The organism is Colwellia sp. SU-HH01217 (assembly GCF_057543495.1).
Window position 1 is genome coordinate 47,794 of the sequence record NZ_BAAJLX010000011.1, and the last position, 13,855, is coordinate 61,648.

The 13,855-nt window shown below is 37.0% G+C and carries 11 protein-coding genes; 7 read left to right on the forward strand and 4 right to left on the reverse strand.

Annotation, left to right across the window (positions count from 1 at the left end; all coding sequences use genetic code 11):
* Positions 1-64: 64 nt before the first annotated feature.
* Together AC27G3_RS13315 and glmS are read left to right on the forward strand one after the other, a co-directional pair.
* Positions 65-826 carry a DeoR/GlpR family DNA-binding transcription regulator gene (locus AC27G3_RS13315; RefSeq protein ID WP_487122307.1) on the forward strand — a complete coding sequence of 254 codons (762 nt, stop codon included), beginning with the start codon at positions 65-67 and terminating at the stop codon, positions 824-826.
* A gap of 41 nt (positions 827-867) precedes the next feature.
* Positions 868-2,700 (forward strand): glutamine--fructose-6-phosphate transaminase (isomerizing), encoded by a 1,833-nt coding sequence (gene glmS / locus AC27G3_RS13320; RefSeq protein ID WP_487122309.1) that lies wholly within the window; start codon positions 868-870, stop codon positions 2,698-2,700.
* A gap of 291 nt (positions 2,701-2,991) precedes the next feature.
* Here glmS and AC27G3_RS13325 read toward each other — a convergent pair whose 3' ends face one another.
* The 3 genes from AC27G3_RS13325 to AC27G3_RS13335 all read right to left on the reverse strand — a co-directional run bounded on the left by AC27G3_RS13325 (position 2,992) and on the right by AC27G3_RS13335 (position 7,821).
* Complete coding sequence (locus tag AC27G3_RS13325) at positions 2,992-5,694, reverse strand: M14 family metallopeptidase (protein ID WP_487122311.1); 2,703 nt, start codon at positions 5,692-5,694, stop codon at positions 2,992-2,994.
* A 103-nt stretch (positions 5,695-5,797) separates the two neighbouring features.
* Positions 5,798-7,336, reverse strand: a complete 1,539-nt coding sequence (locus AC27G3_RS13330; protein WP_487122313.1) for a phospholipase D family protein — start codon at positions 7,334-7,336, stop codon at positions 5,798-5,800.
* Positions 7,337-7,512: 176 nt separating this feature from the next.
* On the reverse strand, positions 7,513-7,821 hold the full coding sequence (locus AC27G3_RS13335; RefSeq protein ID WP_487122315.1) for a hypothetical protein: 309 nt from the start codon (positions 7,819-7,821) through the stop codon (positions 7,513-7,515).
* Positions 7,822-8,004: 183 nt separating this feature from the next.
* Here AC27G3_RS13335 and AC27G3_RS13340 point away from each other — a divergent pair, with 183 nt between their 5' ends.
* From AC27G3_RS13340 to AC27G3_RS13355, 4 genes are all read left to right on the forward strand, one after another.
* Positions 8,005-8,766, forward strand: a complete 762-nt coding sequence (locus AC27G3_RS13340; protein WP_487122316.1) for a SapC family protein — start codon at positions 8,005-8,007, stop codon at positions 8,764-8,766.
* A 116-nt stretch (positions 8,767-8,882) separates the two neighbouring features.
* Positions 8,883-9,521 (forward strand): helix-turn-helix transcriptional regulator, encoded by a 639-nt coding sequence (locus tag AC27G3_RS13345; protein ID WP_487122450.1) that lies wholly within the window; start codon positions 8,883-8,885, stop codon positions 9,519-9,521.
* Between the two features lie 74 nt (positions 9,522-9,595).
* Positions 9,596-11,203, forward strand: a complete 1,608-nt coding sequence (locus tag AC27G3_RS13350) for a hypothetical protein (protein ID WP_487122318.1) — start codon at positions 9,596-9,598, stop codon at positions 11,201-11,203.
* A 108-nt stretch (positions 11,204-11,311) separates the two neighbouring features.
* Complete coding sequence (locus tag AC27G3_RS13355) at positions 11,312-11,908, forward strand: YjaG family protein (RefSeq protein WP_487122320.1); 597 nt, start codon at positions 11,312-11,314, stop codon at positions 11,906-11,908.
* A gap of 31 nt (positions 11,909-11,939) precedes the next feature.
* Here AC27G3_RS13355 and rsmD read toward each other — a convergent pair whose 3' ends face one another.
* Entirely contained in the window at positions 11,940-12,524 is a 585-nt protein-coding gene (gene rsmD / locus AC27G3_RS13360; protein WP_487122322.1) for a 16S rRNA (guanine(966)-N(2))-methyltransferase RsmD, read from the reverse strand.
* 77 nt (positions 12,525-12,601) lie between these two features.
* On the opposite strand from rsmD, the gene ftsY reads away from it, so the two are divergent.
* Positions 12,602-13,819, forward strand: coding sequence for a signal recognition particle-docking protein FtsY (gene ftsY / locus AC27G3_RS13365; protein ID WP_487122324.1), 1,218 nt, complete (start codon positions 12,602-12,604; stop codon positions 13,817-13,819).
* The last annotated feature ends 36 nt before the right edge of the window (positions 13,820-13,855 follow it).

Consider the following 13,855-nt stretch of genomic DNA (forward strand, 5'->3'; position numbering starts at 1 on the left):
TGTTTTAATACAATAACTTTCAAATCGAAACTTAAAGTGTTTTACCAAGCAATAGCTATAGATTATGTCTAAAAGAAATACCCAACAAAGACGACACACTATCATTACAGAGCTTAATCAAAGCGGTAAAGTTAGTGTTGATCAGCTTGCAAAACAATTTAACACATCTGAAGTCACTATACGCAAAGACTTAGCGGCTTTAGAAACCAGCGGTTTACTGCTCAGGCGCTATGGCGGTGCAATTTCATTACCGAAAGAAATAATAGAACCTAAAAACGAAAACCTTTCGAAACGAAAGTTAATGATTGCAAAAAAAGCCGCGAGCATGATCCGAGATCATCATCGTATTATTATTGATAGTGGCCGAACAACATCTGCCTTAGTTAAAGAACTCGAAAATAAAAAAGGCTTGATCGTCATGACTAATTCTTTATTTATTGCGAGTGAGCTACGTGAATTAGAAAACGAACCCGTACTATTGATGACTGGAGGCACTTGGGACCCTCATTCTGAAGCTTTTCAAGGGCAAGTCGCTGAACAAGCACTTAGGTGCTATGACTTTGATCAATTGTTTATCGGCGCTGATGGTATTGATATTAATCGCGGCACTACTACTTTTAATGAGCTTACAGGCCTGAGTCGAGTAATGGCTGAGGTTTCAAGAGAAGTCATCGTTATGGTTGAATCGGATAAAATTGGCAGAAAAATACCTAATTTAGAATTGCCGTGGCAACAAATACATACATTGATAACTGATAACGGCTTATCAACAGAAATTAAACAACAATTAATAGAACAAGATATTAAACTCGTTATTGCTAATTAAATAATGAGTTTTACAAAACATATAATAAAAGGACAAACACTATGTGTGGAATTGTAGGTGCAGTGGCACAACGTGATGTAGCAGATATTTTAGTTGAAGGACTTAAACGATTAGAGTACCGAGGTTATGACTCTGCGGGTGTCGCAATAATTGATACTAATAATCAACTAAGTAGCGTTAAGCGAGTAGGTAAAGTACAAGAATTGTCTGAAGCATTAGCATTAAAACCTATTGTTGGTGGTACCGGTATAGCACATACAAGATGGGCTACTCATGGTGTTGCAAGTGAAGTGAACGCTCACCCACACATGTCAGATGATACTATTGCTGTTGTACATAATGGGATTATTGAAAATCATGAAGCTTTAAGGGAACGTCTACAAACTTTAGGTTACGAGTTTATTTCTCAAACAGATACAGAAGTCATTACCCATTTGGTACATCATGAGTTAAAAACAAGTGACTCATTGCGTAGTGCTGTTCAAAAAGCAGTAAAACAACTTGAAGGTGCCTACGGAACTGTGGTGATGGATGCTCGTGATAAAGATCGAATTGTTGTTGCTCGCTCTGGAAGTCCATTAGTTATCGGCTACGGTTTAGGCGAAAACTTTATTGCTTCAGATATGATGGCATTATTACCAGTTACTCGTCGTTTTTCATTTTTAGAGGAAGGCGATGTTGCAGAAGTTACTCGATTTGATGTGACAGTATTCGACTGTGCTGGTAATCAGGTTGAACGAGCTATAAAAGAAACCGAAGCAACAAACGATGCCGGCGATAAAGGTGAATATCGTCATTACATGTTAAAAGAAACCTATGAACAACCTACTGCGATTCGCAATGCGTTAGAAGGTCGCTTAGTTAATGGCGTACTTGACGTGAATACCTTTGGTGAAGGTGCAGATGATATTTTTAAAGAAGTGGAACATGTGCAAATTATTGCTTGTGGCACAAGCTTTCACTCAGGTATGGTGGCGCGTTACTGGCTAGAAGAGCTCGCAGGAGTTTCTTGTAATATCGAAATTGCCAGTGAGTTTAGATATCGAAAATCTTTTGTCCCAAAAAACTCACTCATTGTAACTATTTCTCAATCTGGTGAAACCGCAGACACCTTAGCGGCATTACGCTTAGCAAAAGAAATTGGTTATCAATCAAGTTTAGTTATTTGTAATGTCGCTGGCTCTTCATTAGTAAGAGAGTCAGATTTGGCTTTTATGACCAAAGCTGGCGCAGAAATTGGGGTCGCTTCAACCAAAGCATTTACTACCCAACTGGTAGGCTTAATGATGATGACCTTAGCAATTGGGCAACATCATGGTATGACGAATGAAAAACAAGCTGAGATTGCACAAGCACTCATGACGTTACCGGCAAAGCTAGATGAAGTACTTGCCCTCGCCTCATCAATTGAAGATTTAGCTGAAGATTTTGCCGATAAACAACACGCGTTATTTTTGGGGCGCGGCGATCAATACCCTATCGCAATGGAAGGTGCACTTAAACTGAAAGAAATTTCCTACATACACGCTGAAGCTTATGCCGCAGGTGAATTAAAGCATGGGCCTTTAGCACTTATCGATGCGGAAATGCCTGTTATTGTAGTTGCTCCGCGAAATGACTTAATAGAAAAATTAAAATCTAATGTCGAAGAAGTAAGAGCTCGTGGCGGTTTAATGTATGTATTTGCTGACAGCAACGTTAACTTTACTAGTGATGACACCATGAAGGTCATTAATGTCCCTGTGTGTGATGAACTAATCGCACCTATTGTTTACACACTTCCTTTACAACTATTATCGTATTATGTCGCAATAATTAAAGGGACTGATGTCGATCAACCCCGTAATTTGGCGAAATCTGTTACGGTTGAATAGAAGTTTATAGGGGGATTTAACTGTTGTGGGCTCTAAATAAAGTTGGAACCACCTCCATGTGAATTAAAGCGGCTTACTCTTTGAGTGGTCGCTTTTTTGTTCTTTGACAAACTAAAAATTCTTCAATTCAATATTTGTGTGGCTATAATATAGTTTGATAATTACTGGTCTCCGGTTTGTATTAAATATAACTGGAGACCAAATTATCCTTGATTTAGCAAGCTCGCTAGATCCAATTGATGAAAAATGATTAAACGCAGCAGGTTAAAGTTTAGCTGTCAGTATCATTTATTATCGTAACGGCGAGGCGTGGGCCGCAGATCTAAAAATAGTGTTCAACAACATAACATTTAAACCGTCAAGGTAGGCTCTTGTTGTCGGTTCTTGAGTAAAGCTAATAATCATGCCTTTAGCCGTAGGTTGATGAATCAAATAAGGTTTATAAGCTAATTGTTTTTTGTTTTCTTTCCAAAGATAACCACTTGCTAATACATTATCAGCGCTACTAAACCACGCAACGTTCTTTCCTGATGCTAATTTGATGGGCGTATATATATCATTGCCATAAGCTATTGCGGTTAAATTTTTGTGAACGCCTGCTGTCAGCCAATGCTCTTGATCAACTTCAATATTAGCTAATACACCAGCAACAAAGTCAGGTTTTTCTTTAATATTCTCACTCGCACTGACTAAGTTGTCTTTTGACGTAAATAATTGTCCATCTACCATCGACTCTTTTTCATCTTCCTTCGGTGTTTGTTTATCATCAGACTGTTCTTTAAATGCCCTTTCTCTTTGCACTTCTAATAATCCAATTGATTGGTCTGCAGCAAATTTAGTGGCATTGCCAAACGTAATTAACACTCCTCCACGTTCAACCCATTGTTTAATGTTATCGGCACCGCTTTTTCCTAGCACATCCATATAATTACCTGAAGGTAAAATAAGCACTTGATAATTTGATAAATTCGCCGATTTAAGCATAGGTGTACGTATGGCTGTTACCGGATAGTTTAATTGGCGCTCTATGACAAACCTTGAATTTCCGGCGCTGAGTGAACTTACTGGCTCATCCCATGCCATCGCTATTTTTGGCGCAATCATGTTAACGGTATTGCCACTACCAAAACTAGGACCATCGGTAACCCAACTCGTGTTTACACCAATAACTTGAGCACCAGTTTGAACGGCAATTTTTTCTATTTTATCAGCTAAATCATCGCTATTAGTACGCTTTTCAATAATGAGTGAGCCTGCTGTAAATTTGTATTTATTGTCTAAAATAAAAGCTTTATCGGCACTTTTTATTGAAATTCCTTGTAATAATGCGGCCGTTAAGAATCTACCTGCAGCCATATCACCCCATTCCACAACATAGCCAACCGTTGCGTTAATATTAGAAACATGGCCAATTAAAGTATCACTACTGTTAACTCTTTCTGTGGCAACACTTATTGCTTTACCACAATGTTCAACGTCAACATCAAACATAAGCGGCAGAGACCAACCTGTTGTGTCGTATATTTCATCATCTAACTTGCGACTGCGACGGCGTTCTTGCTCTTTAATAAACTTGCTGTCCATATCCACTTGTTTACTAAAAGTGGTTGTTACGAAGCGGCCTTTAGGTTGTGCTGAATCGATAAAATAAGCGCCAGCTTGGTACTTTTCTCCACAACTTTTAAACGCTTTTTTTGCTCTAAATACCTCAACATCATGTTGTGCCATTAACGTAGCAAGGCGATGAGTGCCCGCTTTATTACGCTTATTTGGCATTATATAGAAACGATCTTTTTTCTTATCTTTACCTTTTGAAATGGCGCTAACTTGATAGTCGTAATAATCACTCAATAACTTTTTATGATTTTCTGCAACCGCTTCAGCAGTAGAAACAGAGGCAACAAAGTGGCGATGCACTGTATTAAAATAAGTTAAGGTTTCCCCCGAATCTTTTTTAAATAATTCGCCTCGGGATGAAGAAACCTCATAAGTTGATGCTGACGCGCCATAAAAAGTTGGCCAGCTGTCTCCATAACCTGGGTAGAAAGCATCAAATATTTCGCGTGTAAAGAAATCAAAACCTAAACGGTCAAAGTGCTTACCATTATTTCTACCGACAATAGACATGTTATCTATCTGTGTTTTTGTCATATGAGGATTAAATGGCTGAGCTGAAGGAGAAAAATAATAACTTTGATCGCCTCCCATTTCATGTAAATCAATAACAACTAACGGACGGTAATGGTTCATTACCTTAATTCGACCCGCAGTTTCAGGTTGTGTTATTGCTAACCAATCCCTATTCATATCAAATAGATAATGATTTGAACGACCACTTGGCCATGGCTCATTGTGCTCTGCACTCAAACGATCATCACTGTGTTGCATACCTACGGTTGCATAATAGCGACTAGTAAACCTAGTACGTCCATCAGGGTTCTGTAATGGATCAATAAATACAATAGTGTTATTTAAAATCTTTTGGTTGGTTGCTTCATTAGGTGCTGCCAATAAATGATAAGCCATCATCATGGCGGCATCTGTACTGCTAATTTCATTACCGTGTACGCCATAACCTAACCATACAGAAGCAGGTAGTTGAGTGATTAAGTTTTTAGCAGCGGCTTTATCTGTTTTTCTCGGATCTGATAGTTGCTGCATTTTCTCGGCAAAATCATCAAGATTTGAAAGGTTTTTAGCATTGCCTATAGCAACATATATAAGCTTTCTCCCTTCCCATGTGCGGCCATACTCAAAAAGTTTTATCTTCGTTGGTTCCGCTTGTTCTAAAGCTTCAAAATAACGCAGCATATCGTTGTAATTAGTAATACGCTCGCCAACATCATATCCGAGCACTTTCTTAAATGTTGGTGTAGATGCATTGTATTGACTACCTGGCCACATATTATTTATTGAAGTTGTGGCAGATAAATTAAAAGAGACGAGTAAAGTAACAAAAAATGAACAAATAATAGAATAATATTTATAGGTCATGCGGTTAACAATCCAGAGGATAAAACAAGTGCCATTAAACTATCGCTAAGTTAGTTTTTTATCAACAAAAAAAGCCAGCCAGATGACTATGTCACCTTGATAACTATAAATACTTTTCGATTGGTAACAACTGTAATAAGCGCGACATACTTCGCTGCCAACGATCGGTTTCTGGCTCATTTTCCCAATATTGCTCACCTGAATACCAACGAACTTCATCATTATGCAACTGAAGTCGCCAACTATTATTGTCGTTCATTGCTTGCTCTATATCGTTGGCAAGGTTTTGAGCAATTGTTTGGTTTTCAATGACTAAAATCGATTCAGTATTGAGATAGGTTGAGCGTAAATTGAAATTAAAAGAGCCAATAACGGCGACTTTTTTATCATAAACAATCGATTTAGCATGGAGGCCGTAAGCAATATTGGGGGCGCATTTGGATAGATCTTTTGTTGATTTAACGCACAAGGCAGTATCTGGTTTTAATTCAAATAATTTCATACCATTGTCAAGCATACCTTTTCGCCGAGCAGCATAGCCTGAATGATTAGTTGCTAGATCATTAGAGGCCATTGAATTTGTTAATGCTTTGATTGAAATGCCTTTGTCGGTTAAAGCTTTTAATCCGGCTAATTGCTTATCGTCAAATATTAAATAGGCAGACTCTAATGATATTTCTTGTTGAGATTGCTTAGCGAGTCGCGCTAATAATCGTGCAGTAGCCATGGGTTCGCTGGTGTTAGCTATATCTACAGGAACGGGTCTATCTGCAATAAAATGTGCTTGTACTCTGGTCATTTTACCTAAAGTAGCTTGTAAAAAATGTTGTGCATTCAAGCGCCCTTCCGGTAAAGCAGGATAATGTTTAAAATTAGGGGCATTGGTTTTATTTTGCAGCCAATTATGTTGCTTGATATTGTCAGCCAGTAAGTTAATGGGGTATGACCATCGACTATTCCAGTAATTGCCAAAGCTTACTTGGATTTCAGTAACGACTTTTCCCATCGTTAACACATCACGATCTCGAAAATTTATTTCATTAGAAAGATCAAAATATTCGTCTCCAATATTACGACCGCCAACAATTGATAAAACATCATCAACGGTAAATGATTTATTGTGCATGCGGTGGTTAAACCGAGAGAAGTCGCTGAGGAAACTCAACCACTTGGCTAGGCCACGGCGACTAGGTGTAGGGTTAAAAATGCGGATCTCTATATTAGGATGAGTATCAAGTGCTGCTAACAAGTTTTCTCGCTCATTAAGGTTAATATCATCAAGCAGTAAACGCACCTTAACACCACGATCTGCGGCTGCAATTATACGGCTTGCGAGATAACGTCCAGAACTATCAGAATGCCAAATATAATATTGCATGTTGATACTGTACTCAGCGGTTTCTATAAGAGCTAACCTTTGAGCTAAGGCATCCCAACCAGTATTTTGTATTAAAACAGCACTAGTTTCTTGGGCTTGTGTAGGCTGTGAAGCATAATAAGTGTTAGTTAAGTCATTTAACGTGCTGTTTAGCTTATGAGGTATAGGCTCTGCTGGGTGTTTTATTTCTTTAGGCAGTGAGGCGCAACCTGTAAAAGCAGAAATGAAAATCACTGACCAAATAACACGCAGCAACATAAGCATGTAAAAATTCCTTGTTAAATAGCTATTTTAATACGCTATTGTCGTGGGAGCGATAGCGTCTTGATTAAATCGTAATATGTGGGAGTATATTCTTGAGAAGAGATTATAGCTAATCTGTGGTTTCATCTTTCTTTACTTGTTTATATTTTTTTTATCCTTACTTTGTTGTTTGTATTTTAATGCTTTGCTTTATATTCTGGGTGTAGCTCTAAGTAATCACACCAAGTACTGAAATTTCTGTAATTAAAACTTCTATCGACAGCTTTATACCATTTGGACGAAGAGTAAGCAGGTAATGAAAATTTTATTTTATATCCATCAATAGCGACGTAACACGCGAGTGCAGCTTTTGTTTCATTAACTATCTTTACTTGAGCAAGGCCTTCGTGATTTTTCCCGTGAACTACAGAAAAATTAACCTTTGCATAAGAAAAACTAAAGAAAATAAATAAGACAACAAACACTAAAAAATTAAGTTTTATCATAAGGTAAACGGCCTTTAATGTTGGTTAAATATTAATATAAAGATATATTTATTGGGTAAATTTCAATTAAATTGAAATTTACCATTGAAAGTGAATATCGCTGTCTCCATAACTTCTTTAAGATTATAACAACATGCTAATTATTACATTTATAAATAAAGCATTTAAAAAGAGATTAAGTTCATGGCTAATATCGTAGCAGTTAAAAAAGACCAACATCAAAAATTAAAATTATCTCAACAAAGAGATTTATCGCACGTTGCTGGACAGCATATTGCACCAGTTACTGCAACAGAGTTTGCAAAAGCGGCAAGTAATTTTCCTGTTGTTATTATTAAAGAGCCAGAAACGAATCGTTACCGTAGTGTTGTAATGCTTGGTTTGCAATCAGGTGAAAATTTATTTTTAAAAGACAAAGAATGGACAGGCTTGTTTATGCCTCAAAGCATTGGCATGGTACCATTTATGTTAGGTCTTGATCCTGATAAAGAAAACACATTAACTGTTTGTATCGATCTTGATAGCCCATTTGTTGGTGAAGATAAAGACGTTGCTTTATTTGATGACAATGGTGAAGAGAGTGAAGTATTAAAAAATGTTCAAGAGTCATTAGGTAAGTTATACGACAATGAAGTGATGACTGATAAATTCATCAAAGAGTTAGTGGATAATGATTTATTACAAGAGCTTGAATTAAACATTAATGCTAGCAACGGCGACAACAAAAAGTTAGTCGGAATTTATACGGTTAATGAAGAAAAATTAATCGCACTAAGTGATGATAAAGTTTTAGACTTCCATAAACGTGGTTTGTTTATTCCTCTACACGCAATGTTAGGTTCACTAGCACAAGTTAATCGTTTAATTAAAGCGCGTAACGAAATATCTGATGTAAAAATTAACGGTATTCAAATTAAACCTGTTACCGCAGAAGAACAAAAATAATCTCAGCATTATTTATGTGTAATTAAAAAGAGACGAGAGTCTCTTTTTTTGTGCAAGTAAAAAAGAATATAAACATAAAACTTTAAAAAATAAGTCAATATCGACATAATACCTTGATGACGCAAATAAAAAACATTGATGAAATTTTAGTTCAGCTTAAAAATCAAGGCGCAATGACTTCTGGCGAACTTGCTCAACAACTTAATATGACAAGTATGGGAGCTCGCCAGCATTTATTACGATTAGAGAAACAAGAACTCGTTAGTTCTTTTTCACAAAAAGCCTCGGTAGGTCGACCCAAATTGTTATGGCAACTTACCACTAAAGCAAATAGTCGTTTTCCTGATAGACATGCTGATTTAACCATTCAAATAATAGATTCGGTTAAACAGCTTTTTGGCGATCAAGGTTTAAATAAACTCATTAGCGATAGAGAGAGTAAAATTTCACTCTTGTATCAAACTGCGTTAACTCAGTGTAATGATATTTTTACTAAAGTGACTAAATTGTCAGAACTTCGTACTGAAGAAGGCTACATGGCAACAGTAGAAAAAATATCAGCGTCTGAGTATCTATTAATTGAAAATCATTGTCCTATTTGTAGTGCGGCAAGCAGTTGTCAAAACTTTTGCCGATCAGAGTTGGCTATTTTTCAAATGTGTTTTGGTGAAAATTATGCGATTGAGCGAGAAGAGTACCTCTTAGAGGGTGGTCGGCGTTGTACATACCGCATAAAAGAGTTATTTTTGGATTAAATTTAACAGAATGTTAATCATGTGATAGGTTATGCTCTGGCAACTTGTTGATGAGATGTAAAAACGAGGATGAAATGGTAAATAAAAATAAGCTTTCAAAGGATTTTGAAGAGCAAATACAAAGTTTAGCTGGTGACATTTACATTCAGGTAGAAGAAAAAATTTCTGCTATGATTACGTCTATTGCTTCAAGCCAAGAGCTGACAAACGAAAAAGTTGAGCAACATGCTCACTTTATTACGTTAAAAGAAACACAAAAATCACTTCAAGAAGAGATTACCCAAGCAAAAACTAATGCTAAAACCCAATTAGAAACCGCTGAAAAAGAAAAACAACAATTAAGCGAAAAACTAACAATTAGCGAAGCAGAAATTAAAAAGTTAACAGAAGCCAATGGTTCGAAGTCTTCAGAAAACGAAGCTTTGCTAAAAGCTAAATCTGAAGAAATCGTTGCTTTACAAGCAAAGCTTGACGCCTTTATTAAGCAAGAATCTGAAACTGTTGATAAAATTGCTAGCGCTGAAAAACAAGTAAAAGAACTGTCTGAAAGTAATGCAAAGCTCGAACAGTCTGCAGCTACCTTAATTAAATCTGATTCAGCTAAAGTTGTGGCATTAGATTTACAATCTAAACAAATTTCAGAACTGCAGTTACAAGTTAATAAAGCGAATAGCGATTTAGAACAGCTACAGTTAGAACAAAGTAAGCTGCTAGAAGCAAAAGCAAGTGGCTCTTCTGAAGAAAAGAAACAAATCACCGAGTTAAATGCCAAACTTGCTCAACTTAATGAAAAATTAGCCTTATCAGAAAATAAGCAAAAACAAACAGTTGAAGCAGAAGAGCAACATAAAAAAGCCATTGAAGCTTTGAATAAAGAACAAGAGGCTTTAAAGGCGATTATTGCGACTCATAAAGAAAAAGTAACAACCGATGAGACTGCATTAAAACAAAAAGAGAGTGAAGCGGAAGCTAGCAAGCAGCAAATCGAAAAACTAACGGCAGAGTTAGCTGCAGAAAAACAAAAAGTTGAAGCTCAAAGTGCAGAATTTCAATCACTCAAAGAAGCCAACAGTGATCAAGATAAAGATAAGGCTGCCGCAGCAGATAAACTTAGCGAGTTAGAAGCGGCTAATGCAGCATTGCAAAAACAGTGTGATTCACTAACAGAAGAACAAAAAGCAAGTAGTGAAAAAATACAACTAGCTGCTAAAGATCATCAAGAACAAATGAGCAAATTGAGTGAAAAGCAATTAGTTGATGAAAAAAGATTTACTACAGACAGTCAATTATTGAAAGATTCTCAAGCCGCATTAGCAACTGAAAAACAAAAGCTAGAAACACAACTTACTGAATTACAAGCTAAACTTGAAGGCAGTGAAGCTGAACTTGCTAATCAAAAGTCTGGAGCAGGTCAATATCAAGAAAAACTTGCAGCATTAGAAAAGCAGCTTAGTGAAGCACAAAGCGAACATGGTAATGCTCAACAACGTATTGATAGTGCAAAAGCCAAATTTGCCAGCGATAGCGATCAAGCACGAGAAACCATTAAGTACCTTCGCGATGAGAATCACGAAATTACCACTAAATTTGAGCAACGTGTCGGTGAATTAGAAGATAAACTGACAGAGTATCGTTTACGATTTGAATATGCACAAAGACAATTGGCTAAAAACGAAGGTTAGTTAAACGATAAAAAGGCATTTATGATTAAATGCCTTTTTTCTATTAGCCTTATCTGTATTGAATGAGTAAAAAATACTTCCTTTTTAATTAATAATAGAGTGTTAATTTTGACTACACGCCTTGCGTTAAATACCCTCAGCCAGTGGCAACAAATTGCTTTTTGTGGTGCACTTTTAGAGCGAATGTTACCTAACTATAAAATGTTTAGTGAAGCCCAGGAGTTTGGTGACTATCGGGTAGTTCGTAATCAACTTGATTTAATTTGGCAATGGTTAGATAAAAACAATCGATGTAAAATTAATTTTTCTGCACAGCTTACTAAGTTAGAAGAACAAACCCCAAACCCTGAGCATTTTGACTCTTTTGGTGTTTTTCCTGCCTTGGATGTATGTATGGCATTAATGTCATTGTTACAAGCGATGCAAGATAAAGACGATGAAGGCATGTCGAATGTTGGACGCTTATCTCACAACAGTGTCAGTTTTTATGTGGAGCTTTTGTTGGCAGAAGAACTGGATGCGCAAAGCGAAGATGAGATTAGTCCTGAACAAATAAGTCAACATCCGTTAATGCAATGGGAAGAAGATACACAAACAGAGTTGTTTCATTTTCTCAAAACAGCACCTGAAAATAAACAGAGCTGTATAAAAGCTAAAGCGTTAGTTCTTGAAGAGGGCTTGTCTAATTTAGGGATAGAAATTTAACTCACGCTTAAAAGTGGTTGTTGGGGTGACTTTAACGCTTTTGATAAAGCTGATAACTTACCTGTCCTGCCACTTTTTCTTTTAACAGTTGCCAATTCTCAGGCAAATGCTGTTTTTGTCCATTTGCTTCCATTTCAACATAAATTAAAGCATCACTTGTTAACCAACCCTGGTTAAGTCGAACTGCGCATTGTTCGACAAGCTGTTTATTAAAAGGAGGATCTAAAAAGACTAAATCAAATGGTTCTGCCGTATTTTGTAAATACTCTAAGGTATTCGTCTGCTTTATTGTTATGTTGTCAGCTTTAAGCAGTTGTTTGTTTTCTTTTAGCTGATTAGCAGCGTTTTTATTTAACTCTAACAAGGTAACTTTCTCTGCGCCGCGAGATAGCGCCTCAAAACCCAAACTCCCTGAGCCTGCAAAACAATCTAAGCAGTTAGCCTCTTGAATATAAGGCATTAACCAGTTAAAAACAGTCTCTTTAACTCTGTCTGTTGTTGGCCTTAAACCGTCAGCCATTAATACCGGTAATTTACGTCCACGGTGTTTTCCTGCAATAATTCTAATGCTGCCTTTTGCGCTATTTTTTGTTGGATGCTTTTTTGTATGATTCATATCACTGACAGCTTAATTTTTAGGTGTTACTATAGCGGCAATTATAACCTTATCCCCGTCTTGATTGAAAAAAATTTATGTCTAAGAAAAAAGGTATGTTCTCTTGGTTAGGTTTAGGTGGCCAGAAAGAGAAAGAAGCGAAAGAAACGATAGCGAATGAAGAAGCGCCTACAACTGATATTGACTCACCTCAAGAATCTCCAGAAACTCTAATACCTTCTGACGATACAGAAAATGGTAATAAAGTTGAAGCTGAGCAACAAGAAGTTATTGAAAAAGCTATAGAAACAACAACGAATAACCTGCCAGAGCCAGAGCCAGAGCCAGAGCCAGAGCCAGAGCCAGAGCCAGAGCCAGAGCCAGAGCCAGAGCCAAAATCAGGATTTTTTAGTCGGTTAAAACAAAGTTTAACAAAAACACGCCAAAATTTAGGTGGTGGGTTATTTGATTTATTTCGTGGTAAGAAAATCGATGAAGACTTATTTGAAGAGTTAGAAACACATCTACTATTGGCTGATGTCGGTGTTGATACAACCAGTAAAATAATTGCGTCTCTAACAGAGTCTGCCAACAGAAAACAATTAAAAGATGCCGAGGCACTCTACGACTTACTTAAAGTAGAGCTGAAAAAAATTATTGAGCCAGTATCTAAACCGTTAGCGATTAATTCTGACAATGGACCGTATGTTATTTTAATGGTGGGCGTTAATGGCGTAGGTAAAACCACTACAATAGGAAAATTGGCTAAACAGTTCCAAGCACAAGGTAAATCGGTGATGTTAGCAGCAGGCGATACTTTCAGGGCGGCAGCGGTAGAGCAACTAGAAGTATGGGGAGAGCGTAACGATATCCCTGTGGTGGCTCAGCATACCGGTGCTGATAGCGCTTCTGTTATTTTTGATGCTATTAGTGCTGCCAAAGCACGTAAAGTTGATGTGTTGATTGCTGATACCGCTGGACGTTTGCAAAATAAAGGTCACTTGATGGAAGAGCTTAAAAAAGTTGTTCGCGTGATGAAAAAAATCGATGAAAATGCACCACACGAAGTGATGTTAACTATAGATGCAGGTACAGGACAAAATGCTTTAAGTCAAACCAACCTGTTTAATGAAGCGGTTAATTTAACAGGCTTAACGCTGACTAAGCTTGATGGTACCGCTAAAGGTGGCGTTGTTTTTGCCGTCGCAGATAAATTCTCTATTCCTATTCGTAATTTAGGGGTTGGTGAAGGTATAGACGATTTACGTCCGTTTAATGCCGATGATTTTATTGAAGCTTTGTTTGAAAAGTCATAATCTTACATAATGCCCTTAAACAACTAGTGATTATAA